General features: G+C 72.7%; 14 protein-coding genes. 1 reads left to right on the forward strand and 13 read right to left on the reverse strand.

Annotated elements, in window-relative coordinates; genetic code table 11:
• Positions 1–31: 31 nt before the first annotated feature.
• The 12 genes from rpsG to AC3E6M_RS16720 form a co-directional block, all read right to left on the reverse strand.
• Positions 32–502: a 30S ribosomal protein S7 gene (gene rpsG / locus AC3E6M_RS16665; RefSeq protein ID WP_022878284.1), complete on the reverse strand. Its 471-nt coding sequence runs from the start codon at positions 500–502 to the stop codon at positions 32–34.
• Between the two features lie 5 nt (positions 503–507).
• Positions 508–876 carry a 30S ribosomal protein S12 gene (rpsL, locus tag AC3E6M_RS16670; protein ID WP_013584051.1) on the reverse strand — a complete coding sequence of 123 codons (369 nt, stop codon included), beginning with the start codon at positions 874–876 and terminating at the stop codon, positions 508–510.
• Between the two features lie 295 nt (positions 877–1,171).
• Positions 1,172–1,924: a hypothetical protein gene (locus AC3E6M_RS16675; RefSeq protein ID WP_394529892.1), complete on the reverse strand. Its 753-nt coding sequence runs from the start codon at positions 1,922–1,924 to the stop codon at positions 1,172–1,174.
• Positions 1,921–3,438: a DUF5684 domain-containing protein gene (locus AC3E6M_RS16680; RefSeq protein ID WP_394529894.1), complete on the reverse strand. Its 1,518-nt coding sequence runs from the start codon at positions 3,436–3,438 to the stop codon at positions 1,921–1,923. Before AC3E6M_RS16680 ends, AC3E6M_RS16675 begins: the two co-directional genes overlap by 4 nt.
• The gene (locus tag AC3E6M_RS16685) at positions 3,435–5,930 is read right to left on the reverse strand and encodes a transglutaminase TgpA family protein (RefSeq protein ID WP_490530564.1); all 2,496 of its coding nucleotides are present in this window, start codon (positions 5,928–5,930) and stop codon (positions 3,435–3,437) included. The genes AC3E6M_RS16680 and AC3E6M_RS16685 overlap by 4 nt, the downstream gene beginning before the upstream one ends.
• Positions 5,927–7,303: a DUF58 domain-containing protein gene (locus tag AC3E6M_RS16690; protein ID WP_138175642.1), complete on the reverse strand. Its 1,377-nt coding sequence runs from the start codon at positions 7,301–7,303 to the stop codon at positions 5,927–5,929. Before AC3E6M_RS16690 ends, AC3E6M_RS16685 begins: the two co-directional genes overlap by 4 nt.
• Positions 7,304–7,346: 43 nt before the next feature.
• Entirely contained in the window at positions 7,347–8,312 is a 966-nt protein-coding gene (locus tag AC3E6M_RS16695) for an AAA family ATPase (RefSeq protein WP_138175644.1), read from the reverse strand.
• A 30-nt stretch (positions 8,313–8,342) separates the two neighbouring features.
• Positions 8,343–14,306: an Ig-like domain-containing protein gene (locus tag AC3E6M_RS16700; protein WP_138175646.1), complete on the reverse strand. Its 5,964-nt coding sequence runs from the start codon at positions 14,304–14,306 to the stop codon at positions 8,343–8,345.
• Positions 14,303–15,439 (reverse strand): serine/threonine-protein kinase, encoded by a 1,137-nt coding sequence (locus tag AC3E6M_RS16705; RefSeq protein ID WP_490530565.1) that lies wholly within the window; start codon positions 15,437–15,439, stop codon positions 14,303–14,305. Before AC3E6M_RS16705 ends, AC3E6M_RS16700 begins: the two co-directional genes overlap by 4 nt.
• 98 nt (positions 15,440–15,537) lie before the next feature.
• Complete coding sequence (locus tag AC3E6M_RS16710) at positions 15,538–16,200, reverse strand: spermidine/putrescine ABC transporter substrate-binding protein (RefSeq protein ID WP_138175650.1); 663 nt, start codon at positions 16,198–16,200, stop codon at positions 15,538–15,540.
• A gap of 54 nt (positions 16,201–16,254) precedes the next feature.
• Complete coding sequence (locus AC3E6M_RS16715) at positions 16,255–16,737, reverse strand: DUF6121 family protein (protein WP_138175652.1); 483 nt, start codon at positions 16,735–16,737, stop codon at positions 16,255–16,257.
• An 11-nt stretch (positions 16,738–16,748) separates the two neighbouring features.
• Positions 16,749–17,807 (reverse strand): ABC transporter, encoded by a 1,059-nt coding sequence (locus AC3E6M_RS16720; protein ID WP_138175654.1) that lies wholly within the window; start codon positions 17,805–17,807, stop codon positions 16,749–16,751.
• A gap of 126 nt (positions 17,808–17,933) precedes the next feature.
• Here AC3E6M_RS16720 and AC3E6M_RS16725 point away from each other — a divergent pair, with 126 nt between their 5' ends.
• On the forward strand, positions 17,934–18,527 hold the full coding sequence (locus tag AC3E6M_RS16725) for a hypothetical protein (protein ID WP_138175656.1): 594 nt from the start codon (positions 17,934–17,936) through the stop codon (positions 18,525–18,527).
• Positions 18,528–18,534: 7 nt separating this feature from the next.
• Here AC3E6M_RS16725 and AC3E6M_RS16730 read toward each other — a convergent pair whose 3' ends face one another.
• Entirely contained in the window at positions 18,535–19,134 is a 600-nt protein-coding gene (locus AC3E6M_RS16730; protein WP_138175658.1) for a hypothetical protein, read from the reverse strand.
• Positions 19,135–19,175 lie beyond the last annotated feature (41 nt).

The raw sequence follows: 19,175 nt of genomic DNA on the forward strand, positions 1-19,175 counted from the left end.
CCGGGGTGCGGTCACGGACCCGCCGCGGGTTTTACCAGCGGTAGTGCGCGAAGGCGCGGTTCGACTCGGCCATCTTGTGGGTGTCCTCGCGGCGCTTGACCGCGGCACCGAGGCCGTTCGAGGCGTCGAGGATCTCGTTCTGCAGACGCTCGGTCATCGTCTTCTCACGACGACCCTTCGCGTAGCTCACGAGCCAGCGCAGCGCGAGGGTGTTCGCGCGGTGCGGCTTGACCTCGACGGGCACCTGGTAGGTCGAGCCACCGACGCGGCGGCTCTTTACCTCGAGGGTGGGGCGCACGTTGTCGAGCGCCTTCTTGAGGGTGGCGACGGCGTCCTGGCTGTTCTTCGCCTCGACACCACGGAGGGCGTCGTAGACGATCGACTCGGCGAGGGACTTCTTGCCGTCGACCAGGATCTTGTTGACCAGCTGCGTGACGACGGGAGCGCCGTACACCGGGTCGTTGACGACGGGACGCTTCGGGGCGGGACCCTTACGAGGCATGGTTCTCAGCCCTTCTTCGCGCCGTAGCGGCTGCGAGCCTGCTTACGGTTCTTGACAGCCTGGGTGTCGAGCGCACCGCGGACGATCTTGTAACGGACACCGGGGAGGTCCTTCACACGACCACCGCGGACGAGCACGAGCGAGTGCTCCTGCAGGTTGTGACCCTCACCGGGGATGTAGGCGGTGACCTCGGTGCCGTTGCGCAGCTTCACGCGGGCGACCTTGCGCATCGCCGAGTTCGGCTTCTTGGGGGTCGTGGTGTACACGCGGGTGCACACGCCGGCCTGCTGGGGGTTCGACTTCAGCGCGGGAGCCTTGGTCTTCGAGACCTTCGGCGAGCGGCCCTTGCGAACCAACTGCTGAATGGTTGGCACGTTCTCTCCTTGTTTGTGCTGCACGGTGACAGCGTCGTGTCTCCCCCGAGACCTCGCGCATCTTGCGATTCGTGACGTGTCGGGCTCACGTGTGATCCGCCGCGCGTCAGAATGATCGGACGCGGTAGTGGTGGATATGCCGTGGGGGTGACCTGTTCGCAGGTCATTCCCTGAGATGGTGCGAGCGTTGTTCCGTGTCGCCGGCCCGAGGGCATGACGCACGGCGCGCGTGAACGCACACCCGCTCAATGATACGCGCCCGAGAGGGTGCGGGCAAACGTGGCCGACGCGATGCTCAGCCCATCAGCAGGAACAGCGCGACGGCGGCCGCAGAGGCGACGACGACGATCGCCGCCAGCAGGAGGAAACCCCGCGTACGACCGCGTCGGACCGATCGCGGGCGCACCTCGGCGGCATCCGGGGCGTCGTCCGACCGGGCGGGCGGGGCGCTGCGGGCGACGCGGATCGCTTCGTCGGCGCGCGGGCGGTAGAGCTCGTGCGCACCGCCGGACGGGATGCGTGCGTCACGGGGACGCGGGACGGGGTCGGCCGACGGCAGCGCGTCGGTGGTGACGCGCTCGCGCGAGCGCGAACGGCGCGTTCCGGCAGCGGTGTCGCCCGTGGGCGCGTCCGACGGCGGTTCGGGCTCGGGCGAAGTGGCCGCGCCACGGCGACGACGGCCGACGGCCGTGGTCTCCTCGAGAGCCGGGGGCGGATCGTCCCGGGGCGTGGCCTCACGAGAGCCTCGGATCGTGTCGTCGAACGATTCGTCCGGCGTCGCCGCGGCAGCGCCCTCACCACCGCGGGCTCGGGCCGTCTCGTCGGACGGCTCGTCGCGGACGATGCGCACGGTGGCATCCGACGGCTCCTCCCGCACGACCCGGACGGTGTCTTCGGCCCGCGCCGACCGCAGGGAGACAGCGGTGTCCTCGTCGATCTCATCGCCGTCGTCCACGGCCGGGTCCGGCCGAGCGGGCCACGGGCGCAGACGGCCCGCCCACAGCGTGACGTCGTCGGGATCGTCGGGGACGTCGTAGGGGCCGCTCACGGCTCCCTCCGCGTCAGGCGCACCTCCGCGTCGCCGAGGAAGAACCGCTCCCCCGCCTCGATCTCCTCACCGGGAGGCGCCTCGACCTCGGTCCCCATCAACGTCGCGAACAGCACGCCATTGGTCGAGTCGAGATCGGTGACGTACCAGGTCTCTCCCCGCAGTTGCAGTCGAGCGTGCGTCTTGGACACCGTGCGGGTGTCGTCGACGATCGCCACGAGCTGGGCGCCGGGGTGCGCGGCATCCGGGGCCGGGCGACGACCCAGGATGACGACGTCCGACGTCAGGTCGACCGGCGCGCCGGCCGGCGGCACGAGCGCCCACGGGATACGGCGGCGGCGAGTGACGACGGTACGGTCCAGCGCATCGAAGTCGGAATCATCAGCCTCGGCGGGGAACTCCGGCTGCGTGTACAGCGCGGACACGGAGGTTCGCGCGGACCGCGGCGCACCGGCCTGTGGTGCATCGGGCACCGCCGACACGGCCTCGGACAGTTCGGGGAACTCCTCCCCCGGGCCCTCGTCATCGCGGCGGGGAACGGCCGAGACGGGGACCTCCGCCGGTGCGGGGCGTGTCAACGGCACCTCGGGCTCAGGCGCGGGCTGGGGCACCTCGGCCTCGGGCGGAACGTCCGACGCGACCGATCCCCCGCGCGCGGGGAAGGCCGGCGTGAGGGGAGCCGCATTCCAGCCGGCGCTCTCGGAATCCTCGCCGCGGGCGGGTGCTTCGGGGAGCGGCGGCGTCGCGACCGGCGTGGTCGGTGCGCGCAGGGCGGCGAGCGCCTCCGCCACCGAGTCGTGGACGTCGGCCGAGGTCTCGGGCTGCTCCGACCCGGAACGCTGCTCACCCGCGTCGTCTCCGCGGGGCGGGAAATCTGCTGCGGCGGGCGGGGCCCAGTCGGACGGGGAGGGCACGGCATCGGACAGGGAGCCCGACGGAGCGGCGAACGGCAGCAGCACCGGCTCGGACATCGGTTCGGCGGCGACGTCGTCGTCGTCGTCGTCGACCATGCCGCCGGCACCGGCCGGACGCGCGGGCTCCGGCGTCCAGCCGCCGACGAGGGGCACGTAGGGACCGGCGAAGTCCTGACCGCGGCGCACCGGAGCCGAGTTCTCATCGACTCCGCCGACGCGGCGGGCACCCGAGGACGCCTCCTGCCAGCGTGCGGTGCCGAAGCCGAGGACACTGGCCCAGACCACCGGGATGAGCGCCCCGAGCACCGTCATGCCCGCGCCGCGATCGAATCCGAGGTTGATGCGGTGGACGGCGACGATGAACACGACCACGAACGCGGTGGTGCCGAACAGGGGGATGAGGTTCAGCAGCACCAGCCACGGAGAAAACCCGCCGACCTTCAGGACGGTCGCCCCGTTGACCACCGGGACCCACGCCTTCCAGGTCGCCTCACCGGTCTTGGTGAACAGGGCGACCAGAGCCAGCGCGTACCAGACGTACACGATCACGAACAGGAGCAGCGTCAGCGCCCCGAGGATCACACCCGTGGAATCGTTCATGTCGTCTCGCGCCGGCCGGCGGGCGGGCGCGTCCCCCTCTCGTCGCGGTGCGGCGGCCGTCGGCGCGTGGGGCGCGGGGCGAAGAACCGCAGGAACGATCTCAACGATACGGCCGCGCGCACGCGACGCCACCACCCGTGGCGACGCGTCAGCAGGCGGCGGTCCTCGTCGACGATCCGCCAGAACTCGGATGCCTCGTCCGCAGTGACCGTTCGAGACGAGAACACCGCGCGATCGGCGTCGTCCGCCAACCTCACCCCCGACGGGGTGTCCAGGGAGGCGGCGAGCTCGCGCCGGGTCGAGGACGGAGGCAGGGAGCGGCCGGCATCCAGCCCGGCGTCGACATACTCGTCCCACCCTCCGGCGATCGAGACGCGCGGATCGGGATCGCGCCGACGGCCGCGGCGGCGTGCCGCCTTGGCCACCACGATCGCGAGGAACGGACCGAAGAACACCAGGACGACCAGGAGCGAGATCGCCGCGACCCGGAGGATCGGCCACAACCACGCGAGATCGAGCCCGTCGTCGGTCGTGTCGTCGTCGGTGAGGGCGTTGTCTTCCTGCACCGGATCGGGCGGGACGACCTCGTCGACGGTGTCGGGGCGGACCTCGGTGACGTTCTCGGGATCGCGCTGCTGCGTCACCTCGAGGCTCGGCGACAGCTCCCACTGCGGGGTCGCGTCGATCGCCGCCCAGCGGCCGTCGTCGCCCTGCACCTCGGTCCATGCACTGAGATCGCGCGCGCGGCACTCCCCCGCTTCGCACGTGGCGACACCCGGATCGCTCGCGCTCAGCCGGGTGCCCACCACGACGCGGGCCGGAAAGCCGAGCTCGTGCGCGATGAGCGCGGCGGCGACGGCGAACTGCTCGTCGTCGCCCACGGCCGCGACGTAGTTGCCCGAGGTCTGCGCGCGCGGGTCGTCCTCGCGCTCGAGCAGGCGCTGGAACATCACCTCGATGCGCGCGAGCGAATGTCCCGAGGCGCTCGGCTGCAGCTGGTAGCCGGGAAGGTCGGCCGTCCACGTCGGGGCCGGCGCACCCGCCGCGGGGGCCAGGCCGTGGCTCAGGTAGCCGCGCTCGCGCAGCAGACGGACGAGGGAGACGAGGTCCGCCCCCGAGGATCCGGTGGCGTGCTCCTCGACCCAGCGCCGGAGGTTCTCGCCGCCCGCGCGACCGCCGTCCACGCCGGGGGCGACGAGGGTCGCGGGATCGTCGTCGGCGGGCTCGACAGCCGACAGGCGGTAGCGGTCGCCCGAGCGGAGTCCGCCGTCGGCGATCTGCACGCCGGCCTGGGCGTCGGCGCTGTAGTAGAACCGATCGGCGAGGACGTTCTGCCGATCGCCCTCGAACGTCGCCGAGACGAGACGGCCGGCGGTCGGCATCCAGATGCCACCGAGATCCGCGATCTCGACATCGGTCTCCACGTCCCGGCCGTCGCCCGCCGACAGGCTCGCGGGAACCCGCACAAACGACCCCTGGCGGGAGCCGGAGGAGCGGAAGACCTCGCCGTCGTAGACGTCGAGCGTCGCCACGCGGATGCGCTCGGGCGCCGTGCCCGTCGACGAGACGCGGAACAGCACGTCGTCGTCCCGCGCGTCGGAGAACATCGACCGGTACTCGGAGAGCGGGCTCACCGCCTCGGCGATCTGCCGTTCGGGACCCGCCGCCGACCGCAGCACCCGGCGGTCGGCATCCCTCACGGCCCACGGCACGACCGCGACGGCGGCCACCACGGCAACGACGAGCATGCCGGCACCCAGGGCCGCGCGGCGCCGGTCGGTGCGCGAGCGACGCCGAGGCAGGCTCACCGTCGCACTCTCGCTCGCCCGGCGCAGCGCACGGAGGCGCTCGTCGCGCGTGCGCCACGCCAACCACAGCACGGCCGAAAGGACCGCACCGACCCCGACCGCGGTCTCGACCGGCGCCGCGAGAGTGAGCGGCCCGACCGTCAGCGGAGCGCTCGTGGACGTGCGACCGAAGAACAGGCCGAACCCGGTCATCGCCAGACCGCTCACCACCGCCGCCGGCGCCCAGCGATCGCCGCGCAGCGCGAGCGTCAGTGTCACCGCCGTACCGACGAGGAAGACGACGAGCGCGGGGATCAGCAGGTTGCGGTAGTCGCCCACGGGCAGGTCGACGGTGACGAGGTCCTTCCAGGCCAGCGCCACGCCGGAGAACGCCTCGCCCAGGCCGCGCAGGAACTCCAGCGGGCTCCCCAGACGCGAGGGCACCGCGAGCGGCACGGCCAGAACGGCGAACGCACCGGCCACGAGCGCGGCAGTCACCCCTCCTCCCCAGCGGCACCACGTGCTCACGGCGACGATGCCCGCCGAGGCCACGACGGCCGCGGCCACGAGCAGCACGAAGGCGGGAGTGGCGTACACCGGCCACGCGGCGACCGCGGCGAGCGCCACGGACACGGCGGTGTACAGCCCGCCCGCGACGACGCGCGAGAGGCGGGCCGGATCTGTCGCCCGGGACGGCGCGCTCACGAGGTCGCTCCGCGCACGAGCAGACCGGACAGGTCGTCGAGCGTGCCGATGGTCAGGACGGTCAGTCCGGCGACGCTCTGCATGCGCGGGTGCGCGCGCTCGTCGCACACCACCGCCGCGACGGCCGTGTCGGCCGGGAACGCCAGCGTCGCCTGGCGCAGTCGGGTGAGCGAGACGGCCGATCCGACGACCACGAAAGCGATCGAGAGCCGTTCATTGGCCTCGGATGCCAAGCGGCAGACGTCTTCGACGGCCATCGTGTTCTCGTGACGCTCGAGGGCGCTGAAACCGTCGAGCAGAGCGCGCGGCGCGACGGTCGGGACGTGCCGGATCGCGCGCAGGCGTCCTTTCACGACGCGCGGGATCTCGGAGCCGGTCACGATGTCGATGTCGCGGGCATCGCGGACGGCGCGCAGGCCGAGCGAGGCGGCGGCCGAGACCGCCAGCTCGTACTCGTCGGCATCCGCGTACTCCTGCGTCGCGGCGGCCAGGACGACGGCCATCCGCGAGCGCCGGGATTCCTCGTACTGGCGCACCATGAGGCGCCCGGTCTTCGCCGTGGACTTCCAGTGCACCTGGCGCCGGGAGTCGCCGGGGACGTACTCGCGGATCGCGTGGAAAGACATGTCGGCGTCGACGAGGCGTCGCGTGGCGCTGCCCTCGAGGTCACGTACGAGCCCCGCGCTCGTGGACGGCAGGCCCACCGTGCGGGGGTGCACGAACAGGTCGTGCACGTCGTCGAACGCGTGCTCTCGCCGCAGCAGTCCCACCGGGTCGCTGCGGACCGTCGTGACCGGTCCGATGCGCACGACACCGCGCGGGAGCGGCGGGATCTCCAGCGGTTCGGTCACCCCGTGCCCCGGTCGCAGCAGCGGGACCGCGAACTCCACGAGTCCGCGACCGACCGGGATGTCCAGCCGTCCGGGGAGGGCCGGGCGCCCGCTGTCGTTGCGCACGGTGATCTCTCCCGTGACGCCGGTGCCGGCGACGACCCGCTCGTGCGTGAGCGTCAAGTCGACGTCGTACGCACGCGCGCCGAAGAGGAAGGGGACGCTCATGACCAGCAGCAGCAGAGCCACCGCGCCCGCGACGACCCACTCCACCCACCCGAAGACGAGACCGAGGGCGAGCCCCGCGGTGGCGGCGACCGCCACGACCGCGCCCGCCGGCCGCACCGTGCGTCCCGCCCACCGCACCGCGGCGGCGACGGCGTCCACGACCGCGCGCCACACCTCGGCGGCGCGCACCGCGGCGCGCACGAGCCGGCGGGTGCGCCGCGTCGACGTCGAGGTGACCGATGTGCGCGACCCCGTGCCGACGGTCGCCGCGGAGGTCCGCGTCAGTCGCGACTCGGTGAGGTTCACGTCGGGCACGGCGTCACCCGTCGCGAGCGGAGAAGCGGGGGGACTCGCACGTTCAGGCGCTCTCGCGCTGCGTCGGCGGGACGGTGTCGAGCAGGACCTGGCCCACGACGGCCTCCTGCGTCACCCCGTCGAACTCCGCCTCGGGATGCAGGATGAGCCGGTGCGACAGGACGGCGACGGCGAGCGCCTTCACATCGTCGGGCGTCGCGTACGTGCGCCCCTGAGCGGCCGCGCGCGCCCGGGTCGCCCGGGTCAGGGCGAGCGCGCCGCGGATGCTGACGCCCAAGCGCACCTCGTCGGCCGAGCGGGTGGCATCCACCAGTCGGGCGATGTAGTCGAGCACCAGGGCGTCGACATAGACGGCGGCGGCGAGATCGGCCATGCCGACGAGGGCTTGCGGCGTGATGATCGGACGCAGGTCCGCGGTGGAGACGGCCGCGCCGTCGAGGATGCGCACGGTGGCCGCGTGGTCGGGGTAGCCGAGGGAGGTGCGCAGGAGGAACCGGTCGAGCTGCGCCTCGGGCAGCCGGTAGGTGCCGGCCTGCTCGACCGGGTTCTGCGTCGCCAGGACGAGGAAGGGCACGCCGACCTCGCGCGAGACGCCGTCGATCGTGACCCGGCCCTCTTCCATGACCTCCAGGAGCGCCGACTGGGTCTTGGGGCTCGCGCGGTTGATCTCGTCGGCGAGGACGATGTTGGCGAAGATCGGCCCGGCGTGGAACTCGAACGTGCCGGTCTTCTGGTCGTACACCGTGATGCCGGTGATGTCGCCGGGGAGCAGATCGGGCGTGAACTGGATGCGCGTGTTGGTGCCCTGCACCGACTGAGCGATCGCGCGCGCGAGCGAAGTCTTCCCCGTACCCGGGACATCCTCGAGCAGGACGTGGCCGTCGCTGAGCATCGCCGTGAGCACGAGCTCGACCACGTGGCGCTTGCCGAGCACGGCGCGCTCGACGTTGTCGGCGATCTGCGCGAACGTCTGGGCGTACCAGGTCGCCTGCTCCTGGGTGATCGTCATGGCAGTGAGTCTCTCTCGGTGGGGGGGGGATCAGGGTTCGGGATCGGCTTCGGGCGTGCCGGGCTGGCAGGTCGCCTGGGTCTCGAGGACGGCGGAGTCGAGGCCCCAGCCGCGCGCGGACCAGTCGACGGTGACGCGGACGTTCGTGACCTTCGTCGCCCCGGCGGGGACGAGGTCGGAGCCCTCGGCGGGAGTGAGTACGGCGCCGTTCTTGTCGGTGTAGCGGAGCGCGGAACGGTCGAGCGTCAGCGTCGCCTGGTCGTTGCTCGCGCTCGAGGACACCTGGAGGCGCTCTCCGGCGACACAGGATGCCACTCGCGTGCTCGCCTGCACCTGGTACGGCGCGCTGCCCGAGGCCGGCGCGACCCGCCCTGTTTCGGAGGTCGTGCCCCAGAAGCGGTGCTGGAAGTAGACGCCGATGTTCGGGTCGGAGCCGAAGACCGATGACCGGTTGCCTTCGAAGTTCGTGTACTTCGGGTCGTTGAACCGCGGCGGTTCGCTCCCGGTCTGGATGCCGGAGATGCGCCACCGAGCGACCGGGCGGCCGTCCTCGGTGCCGATGTCGGGATTCGACCCGACGCGGAACGTGTAGCCGCGGGGGGCCGCGGTGTCCTGAGCGACGCGGTACTCCTGGGTCACGCTCTTCGTGCCGTAGGACGTCCCGTCGTAGCTCGACTCGACGCAGAACGTGAACGTGTAGGCGACGCCGTCCTCTTTACCAGGGAACTCGCGTCGGGGACCGCCGTCGCCGACGCGGCAGTTCGCGCCCTCGACGACACCGTAGCGGAGCTGCGAGTCCGTGCCGTTCTGGCGGGCGGTGCCCTCGACGGTCACCGTCGAGATACCGTCGCCGCTCGAGCGCGAGGTGATCGTCATGACCGGATCGAGCGGCGCACCGACCCCGTGCGCCGAGAACACCAGCGCGCCGCCCTGGGCCGAGCCGCCGAGGCCCGCGGGGATCTCGAAGCGCGAGGTCGGGGTGACGGTGATCTCGGTGCGGGCGTTGCTGCCGACCCGGAAACCGTCGACGCGGACATCGTTCTGGTTGCGGCCGACGCTGACGGTGCGGGTCTCGCCCGCGGCGCTGCGGATCTCGAGCTGCCCCGTCTCGGCGGACTCGACGCCGCGGATCACGAGGTCGACGACGTTGCCCTCGCCGTCGCCGGTCACGACGGGGGTGAAGCCCGCCGATTGCGGCCGCGCGGGCGGGTCGTACGCCCAGGCGGTGGTGCGCACCGATCCGCGGGACTCTCCGACGGAGTTGACGGCGGTGACGACGTACTCGCGCTGCTCACCGTTGGGAGCGCCGATCGGGGGGCACGCGCCGTCGGGTCCGCACTGCGCGACGACCTCGCCGCGCGAGCGGATGGTGAACCCGGAGATGGCCGGATACGCCCGGCGCGCCTCGCCGGGGTCGATGCGGAGCGTGAGCGAGCCGTCGGCGTAGGCCGTCTGCCGCACGCTCGCCGGGGCGCGGGGGAAGCCCTGGAGGTCGAGCACGACGCGCGCGTCGCGCGAGCCCGCGGTCGATCGCCCCTGGGCGTCGCGCAGGGTGACGCTGGCCGCGCACGTGGCACCCGGGGCGTCGGCGGTCCAGGACGCCCGCACGCTCGCGTTCGAGGCGACCTCGAAGCCGACGCCCGTGCACGCGCTCGTCGGGCGCACGTCCACGACCTCGAGCGGGGTGCGCGGGAGGGGGTTGACCTCGCCGGGGAGGCCGACGGCATCGATGGTGCAACTGGAGCCCGAGGCCTGCGAGCACTGCAACGTCGTGGTTCCACCCTGCGGAAGCGTGGAGGGGGCCGCGCCGACGCGCAGCAGCAAGCGAGCCGGGGCGACCGCTCGATGGCTCGTCACCGTCACGATCGCCGCGTTCTCGCCGCCGGGGACGGCGCGGTCCGCGCCGGTGACCGTCACGACCGAGCCGTCGAGGGTCACCGACGAGAACGCCGATCCGGAGTAGTCGAGGGCGTAGCGGATGCCCGCCCAGTCCTCACGGCCCAGCTGCCAGGTCGTCATGTTGCGCAGGTCGAACGTCGCCGTCTCGCCCGGGCCGACGGTCAGCGAGCCGGGGCGCAGTTCGGGCTGAGGCTCGCGGGCGACGATCCCGATCGGGACCGACAGCAGCGTCCACTCCTCGGTCCCCGCGACGCGGACCGGCACCTGGCAGGCGTCGGTCCAGGGGGACCCCGTCCCGGCGTCGTACCGCACGACCGTCCCGTTCACGGTGCAGCGCCCTTCGGCGCGGACGCCGGTCGTGGTGACCTCGGGTCCGACCTCGAGCGTGGCGCGGCGCGGGACGGCGACGAGGGATGCCATGTCGAACTCGACCGAGGCGAGTTCGTCCACGCGCTGAGCCGAGCCCGGGCGCAGGGCGAGCGTCAGATCGTCGTCGCCGGGGACCCGGACGAAGGCATACGTCGTGACGTCTTCTCCCCCCACGGTGCCCGAGACGACGAAGGGGATGATCCGCCGCGTCGCGGGGAGCTCGCCCGAGATGCGGCGACCGTCGAGGTTCACCCCGGCAGGCTCGCCCCACAGCGAGACACGGAGATCCGCCACGTCGCCACCCGACCACGTCGCCCGCCCGTCGAGGACGTCGACCCCGGAGACGAACTGATCGCGATCCTCGAGGGTCAGCACCGTGTCGGTGACCACCGGGAAGTCGGGGACGCTCTCGCGCACGACCTTCACCACGATCAGGCCGCGGCCGGTGTTGCCGGAATCGGACTCGACGTCGTACAGGAAGGACATCGTCGCCGGAGCCTCGCCGGCACGCAGGACCACCCCCGTCTCGGTCGTCGTCTCGATCATGGACTCCAGGCGCGCGTACTCGGGGTTGTCGCTGCCGTCAACGAGCGTGCGGGGCAGATCGGGGCGCACCGCGGTGAGCGAGAGGCGTCCCTGAGTGGGATCGATGTCGTTGGCGAGCGGGCTGACCCGGATGCGGCTGTCGGGTCCGGTCTGCACCTGCACGTAGTCCGTGAAGGTGATGGGGCTCGGGTTGGCCTCGGCATCCAGGACTCCGATGCGCACCGTGCCTTCTCCCGTCGCGCCGGAGGAATCGGCCACGCGGTAGCGGAACGACACCTGACCGCGATCGCCCGGCACCGAGGAGTACACGAGGGAGGCCCCGTCGGCCGAGATCGAGGCGGTCCCGCGGTCGGGCTGGGTCACGATGCGGTCGAGCACGACCGCATCCCCGTCGGGGTCGACGCCGAAGCCGCGGAAGGGGATCGTGGTCTGGCCTCCGCTGAGCACCCGCCCCTGCAGCGTGTCGGGCACCGGGGCGCGGTTGGCCTCGGATCCGAGCACGGTGACGTGGACCGTGGCCTCGTCCCACAGAGAGGGCGTGCCGGTCGTGTACACGCGGTAGGTGACCTCGTAGCTGCCGGGCGTCGTCGGGGCCAGGTAGCGCAAGACACCGCCCGACGCGAAGGCGAGGCCGTCACTGGCGGGGGCGGCCTGGACCGTGGCGGGGTCGAGGGTCGGACGTCCGCCGGCCGGGGACACGTCGTTGTCGAGGACCGGGATGTCGACCTGCACACCGGCGCGCACGGTCACCGTGTCATCGACCGCGATCGGGGCGATCTCGGGGGCGGGCGGAAGAAGGTACACCGTGGCCTCGCCGTCGACACGGGAGCCCTCGTCGTCGGTGCCGTCGCTGACGGTGTACGCCACGGTTCCGAGGAGCCCCGCCCCGCCCTCGGCGGTGCTTCCCGAGACGCGGAGGTCGTTCTGCCCCACGGTGTCGACGGTGAGCGAGGCTCCGTCCTCGGCGGTGGCGACGACGTCGCTCAGCAACAGGACCCGGCCGGTGGGGTTGGACACCGCAGCGAACACATCGAGCGTCGCGTCCTCTTGCGGGCGGACGAATGCCACGACGGGCGCGGTCGACAGCTGGGCCGGGGCATCAGCGGGGAGGAGCGTGATGCGGGCCGTGCCCGTGGCAGTGCGCCCGGCTCCCGCGACGGTGAAGTCGACCCGGTAGACGCCGGGCTGCGCGGCCGTGAAGTCGAAGGTCGTCGTGCCGCCGACGATCGTGGCCGACGCCGCGGCGTCATCGAGGACACGCACGGACCCGATGGTGACGTCACCGGCGGTGCCCGTCACGTGCGGGCCCACATCGACGGTGAGCGCCGAGCCGGCCGTGTCGACGACGGCGAAGGACTGCACCGAGAGCGCCGGATCCGGAGCGACCCGGATCAGCAACGGCTTGGTCGTCGTCGCCCCCGCGGTGTCGGCGACGGTCACGTCGAGCTGGATCGTCTGCTCCCCGCCCGATCCGTCGTCGGAGTGCTGGTAGACGACCTCGCCGGCGGGGGTGGATGCCACGCTGCCGACGCCGCCGGGGTTGTCGACCGACAGCAGCAGCAGGGGGTCGCCGTCGGGATCGACCCACCCGGGGAGAACGGGCACGGTGATCGTGCCGCCGCGCGCCACTTCGGGCGTAGGCCACGGCTGGAGGCACTTCTCGACGCCGCACCACACCGGAGCGGCGTTGGACTCGGTGGGCGAGACGGTCAGGGTCACCGTCGTCGGGGCCGAGGTGAGCCCGTCGGCCGCGGTCCCGTCGGTCACGGAATACGAGAAGGTCGCCGTGCCCGTCGCTCCGGCCGCGACGCGGACAGCGAGGCGCTGGCCGTCGTCGGTCACCGAAAGGCTGCCGAAGCCGGGATCCAGGCCCGTGACGCTCTCGCCCACGATGCTCAGGACGTCCTCGTTGGGGTCGTGGTCGTTCAGCAGCACCGGCAGGGTCACCAGCCGCCCCGCGCGCACGCCGAAACCGTCGGGCTCGGCGATCGGCGGCTTGGGGTCCAGCACCACGCTGAGCTGCTCATCGCTCTGCACGGCGGCCTCTTCGGTGCGGTCGTCGAGGGTCCAGCTCTGGCTCGACGCCACGAGCGCGCCGTCGGGCACCGTCCACACCCAGCCCGTCCGCGTCTCGTTCAGGATGACGGCGTGATCGGTCGCGACGAACATCGGCCGACGCTGATCGGGCATCGTGACCCCGGCGTAATCGAGGTCGGTCTCGCCGGCATCCGATCGCCACAGCGTGCCGCGGGCGTCGCCGGGCAGGAGCCACGCCGCATAAGCGACGCCGCCGTGGGCGAGCGGCTTCGCCGGCTGCCCCAGCACGGTGCCGCCGGCGCCCACTTCGCGTCGCGGCTCACCGCCGTCGACGGGAATGCTCCACAGGGACTGCTCGTCGGCCAGATACACGACGCGGGCGCGGGAGTCGGGGTCGCCCACGACGAGCTGCTCCGCGGTGTCGAGGTCGACCGGGTCCTGACCGCGCACCCACACGCGCCCCGCATCGGCGTCGACGAGCACCCACTGGTCTCCCGCGGCCGTGAGCACCGGTGCGGCCGCGTCGGCGTCGAGCGCGTCGCGCCCCTTCAGCTCGTCGGCCTCGATGTCGTACCGGATCACGGAGCCGTCGGCCGAGGAGTAGGCGAAGAGCATCCCGCGATCGTCGACGGTCACGGCATCCGCGGTGTACGTGCGGGCGTCGTCGTCGCCCGCCGTCCCGAACGGATCGAGCTCGGAGACCGACTGCCCCGCACGGCTGAGGCGGCTGGCGAAGACCGCACCCGTGTCGGTGCGGTAGACGACGTAATCGCCGGCCGTCACGACCGAGGTCGTCCCCGCGGGCGTCTCGGGGGCGGACTCGAGCTGATCCTCCTGCAGATCGACCGGCTGCGCCTCGTCGATGCGGGTGAGCTTGCTGTAGCTGTCGGTGAAGAGATAGGCGCCGTCGGGGCCCTGGGCGACCGCGCTCGGATTGCCCGCCGTGCGCACGGTGTCGAGCTCGCCCACCGTGGTGTTCACGCGCGCGTAGCGCTGACCTTCCCCGGTCTGCAGCGCCCACACGGACGTGTCGACTTCGGGGGTCTCCTGCGCATCCAGCCCTGGCCAGACGATGCTCGCCGTGATCACGAGCGCCGCGGCGCCGAGCGTCGCCGCCAGACCCGCGAGGGTGCGACGTTTCATCGGAGCACCCCGGTGGCCAGGAGCGCGGCCAGGACGACCGCGCTCGCGACGACGAGGGTGGCCGCCGCGAGCGCCCACGGCAGGAAGCGGTGGGCGGGACGCGTCGGGGCCGAGATGTCGGTGTCCTCATCCCGGGCCAGACCCGCGACGCCGGAGGAGCCGCGGAGCTTGCGCACCCCCTCGCGATCGATGCGCGAGCGTGCAGGGCCGCGGAGCGTGCCGTCGGCGAAGTCGACCGCGCGCGCGGTCGGCGCCCACTCGGCCGCGGGCACCTCGAGGGGAGTGGCGGGCAGCCCGAGCTCGGACTGCACCTTCTGCAACGCCTCACCGAGCTCCCGTGCGCTCGCGAACCGGTCGGCGGGATTGCGCGACATGGCCCGCGCGAGCACGGCCTGCAGCGACGGCGGCACGTCGGTGCGGGAGATGTCGGTGTACGAGGCGCGGGCGATCCGGCGACGCAGCTGCTCGCGGGAGTTCTGTCCGCGTTCGCGGCGCTCGAACGGGCTGTGGCCTGCGAGCAGCGAGTACACCGTCGCCCCGAGACTCCACACTTCGCTGGACACGGTTCCGGCGGTCTGCTCGGCGATGACCTCGGGCGCGCTCCACGGCACGCTCATCGCGAGCATCTCGTCCGCCCCCTGCCGCACCAGCGACGACGAGATGCCGAAGTCCGCCAGCACGGGAGCCCCGAACGTCGTCACGAGGATGTTGCTCGGCTTGACGTCACGGTGCACGAGCCCGGCGTGGTGCGCCGACTCGAGCGCGCCCGACATGCGCACGCCGATCGACAACACCTCGGCGACCGGCATCCGCTCGACCCGGTAGCGCTGCGCGAGCGAGCCGGGGCAGTATTCCATCACGATGTACGGCCGACCGTCGGCCGAGATCCCGGCCTGGTAGACGGTGACGATCGAGGGGTGCGCCGAGAGGTGGGCGAGCACGTCGGCCTCGGCGTTGAACATGCGCAGCAGATCCGCGTCGCGGACGTCGCTCGGGAGGACCTTCACGGCCACGTCGCGGCGCGGCATGTCCTGCCCGTAGAGGAAGACGTCGGCGAAGCCGCCGGACCCGAGCGGACGGATGTATGCCAGCCCCGGGAGGATCGGGGGTGACGAGGGCAGGCGCTGCGGCATCGTGCACCTCCCCGGAACCCCTGTCCGCAACCGAACGGGCGGACAACCCGGCAATGCTAACAAAGCTCCGAACCGGTGGGCCGGGGCCGTCCACAGGCTCAGGATGCCAGCGGCCCCGGGTCGCGCGGATCGAACGGGGCGTCCAACGACCGCGACAGGTCGTCGAGCATGGCGGCCACTTGGGGCTCGACGTATTCGGCGACGGCGGCCTGGATGCGGAGCCGATGATGCAGCAGCACCGCGCATACCTCGCGCCCGATCATGTTGGCGTAGTCGTCGGCGAGGCCGACCTCTTGCCGCAGCGCCGCCTTCGCGGCATCCGACAGCGGCGGCAGAGCGGGGATCGCGGCGTCATCTTCGGCCGCCAGACCCGTGAGCGTGAAGAGGAACGGAGCGCCCGGCTCGGGCTCGGGGTCCAGCGGCATGCCCTCGAACTCGGGCTCCAGTCCCTCGGCCGGGCGATACGAGCGGCGCCGGTTGCGGGCGGCCTGCTGCTCGAGCTCGGTCTGCAGCATCGGGAGGTTGCGCGAGGTGTACTCGGCCACGGCGTGGTCGACGATCGTCTTCACGCGGGTCGACAGCCCGTGCTGCACCCCGTGCGGCACGTCCGAGCCGAGACCGGCCGCCGAGAGCACCGGCGAACCGAAGCACCGGCGACACGGGGCGATGCGTCCGCGATGGTTCGCGGGCTCCCACCGGGGCAGCCAAGCGAGCCAAGCGTCCACCGCCTGGCCGACCTGGGTCTCGAGCGACCGCTCCACGCCCCTACGCTAGCCCGACACCGGGCGCTGCGGGCGGATGCCACGGCCCGACCATCAGCGATCTTCCTCGTCGCGCTCCCAGCGCCACCGCGGCCCCTCGCCCCGGCTGCGCGCGAGCAGCACGCCGAAGGCCCCGGCGAGCAGTCCTGCCAACGCGATCACGGCTCCGGGCCAGCCCAGCGCCACCGCGCCCGCGGCGGCGAGGCCGCGGGCGATATCGCCTCCGGTCACCGCCGCTCCCAGCGCGATCCCGAGGATCTCGCCGACGTACGCCGCGATCGCGCACGGCACCGCCGTGAGGAAGCCGGGCGGCACCGCCCGCAGTCCCCACAGGAGCACACCGGCGAATCCCGCGAGGGCCAGCAGCATGCCGGCCACCCCGGGAAGCGGACCGAGGCCACGGACGGGGATGACGTCGGCGTCGAACAGAAGGCTCGCGACGCCGAGACCACCGATCGCCAGGGCCAGGAAGCTCACCGTCGCGAAAACGACCGCGACCGGCGGGGTCACCCCCGCCGGTCGCGGCGTATCCGTCATGGCATCCGGTCTCAGCGCTGAGCGAGCTGAGGACCGGCCTCGAGCGTGCGCTCGTACTCGCGCTGCGCCTCGTCGTTGATCTCGGTGACGCGGCGACCGCGCTTGGCCACCCACGACCCGAACCAGATGGTGAGCTCGCGGCCGAGGACGAACGCCACGATCGCGAGGGGGGCGAGCACGCTCTCCTGCAGCAGGTCGACACCCTGGCGCGCGGTGAGCAGCCAGAACGGTGCCGCGAACAGCGCGCCCAGGAGGTAGCCGCCCCACGAGATGACGCCGACCAGCAGACCCCAGACCACCCAGTGACCCCAGCCACCGCGGTTGATGATCGCACCGAGGAACCAGAAGCCCACGAAGAACGCCACGGTCGGCACCCACAGCGTGAAGGTCGTCAGCGCTGCGAGGGCGGCGTCGACGAGGCCGTCCGTCTGGATCGTGCCGAGGAGGAGCCCCAGCCCGAGCGTGGCGGCGAGGTACAGGACGGCGAACACCAGGGTCGCGAGGAGTCCGATGGCGCCGGCGGCACCGCGATTGCCCCGGGGGCGCGGGGCCTCGGGCGCCTGAACGAAGATCGGCTGCGCAGCGCCGATCGGGTACGTCGCGTCGGCATCCGGCGAGGGAGCAGCGGAGGTCGCCGTGGCGGCACCGGCAGCAGCTGCCGCAGCGGGCAGCGCGGCTTCGGCACCGCGGTCGTCGTGCGCCGAGGGAGCGGCGGTGTGCGCCGCGGTGGCGGACTCCGGCTCGGCCGACGCGGCGTAGGCGGCCCACCGGGCATCCTCGTCGTCGAGGTCGACGGAGCGGTCCGCGACGGGCGCGGAGACAGCGGTCTGGCTGCGCGGCTCCACCGGGGAAGCGTCGTGCACCGTGGTCGCGGGCGCGGCGGAAGCCGCGGTCGCGGAGTCCGGACCGGACTCGCCCTCGGCCGCCACCGGGGCAGGCGCCTCGGGGTCGACCGCGTCGCGACGGGCAGCCTCAGCGTCGGCGAGCCCCTCGTGGGCACGTCCGACGACGTCGTGCGCCTCGTCCTTGGGCTCGTCGACGGGGTCGCCGTACGACTGGGGGTCGCTCATCGGGGTCTCCTCACGCGCGCAGATATCGTGCTGCGTCAGGCTAACCCGCGCGGGCCCTCGCACCGCGGAGGCGTGCCGTCGTGTGTCGGTCTCGACCGTGTCGGCGGCTCCGTTTAGGGTGGCTGCATGCCCGGTCGATCGTCGTCAGCGGCCCTCGCCGCAGTCATCGCGATCGCCGCCGCCCTCACGCTCGGCGCGTGCGCGCCCGAGCAGAGCGGCGACCCGGCGCCGACGGCGCCATCCCCGATCGAGTCGCGTACTCCCGCGGGCACCCCGATCCCCACGATCACGCCCACTGCCGTGGCGGCATCCATCCCCACCGATTGCCGCGCGCTGCTGTCGGCCGACGTGCTCGCGCAGCTCGGCTCGGTGCCCCTGAACGACCCGGCGCTCGGCCCGTCCGGGGCGCAACCCGACGGCTCGCTCATCTGCATCTGGCGTGACCCCGCCGCCGACACCACCGGACTCGTCACCCGCATCACGCGCATGGACCGCGGTCCCGCGCTCGACATGCTCAACGACCTCGTCACGACGCAGGGGTTCAGCTGCTACACGCCCGACGAGGGCACCCGCTGCGAGAAGACCTGGATCAACGACACCTATCCGGTCAACGACGGCCGCACGCTCTTCTGGCGCGACGACGTGCTCATCGACACGCAGTACTCGAACCTCGCGCCCACGGGCTACACCGCGAGCATCATCGCGTCGATCTTCGGCTGAGGCCGGGTCACTCGCCGAAGGCGCGGGATGCCACGACCCCGGCGTAGCCGTCCGGCATCCAGCCCGAGAAGGTCGACGAGACCCACCGGTCGCCGCGCAGGTCGTGCACCTCGACCACACCGCCGGCCTCGCGCTGGCAGTGGACCGTGTCGCCCGCGGTGGCGCACGCGAAACCCTGCTCGCTCAGCGTGGCGGTCACGGCGGCCGCACCCTGGGCCGACACGATGGCCACGCTGGTCTCGAGCCACCGGCCGCCGTCCCCCCGCCAGTGGCAGGTGACGACCGGCGTCGCCGCGGCAGCGCCCACCGCCTCGGGAGTGGACAGCGCCGCGGTTCGCCGCTGGTTCAGCAGGGCCTCGGGCGACCACACCAGCGCCGACCACATCGGCTGCGTGTACAGGTCACGGCAGGTCTCGGCCGGGCCCGGCACGCGCGGCGCGTCGGTGTAGGGCGGCGTCGTCGACCCGGTCCGCAGCGTGTCGCCGACGAAGGTCACAGCCCCCGGAACACCCGGCGCGGCCAGCACGAGGAGCGCGGCCACGACGGCAGCGCACACGACGCCCGCCGGCCACGCGATCCAGGCGCTGCGTCCCCCGACTCGTGCCATCCGTTCCTCCCCGACCACGGTAGGCGACCCGCACCGTGAGT

It is taken from the genome of Microbacterium sp. SCPM-O-B-15248 (M128), assembly GCF_058214835.1.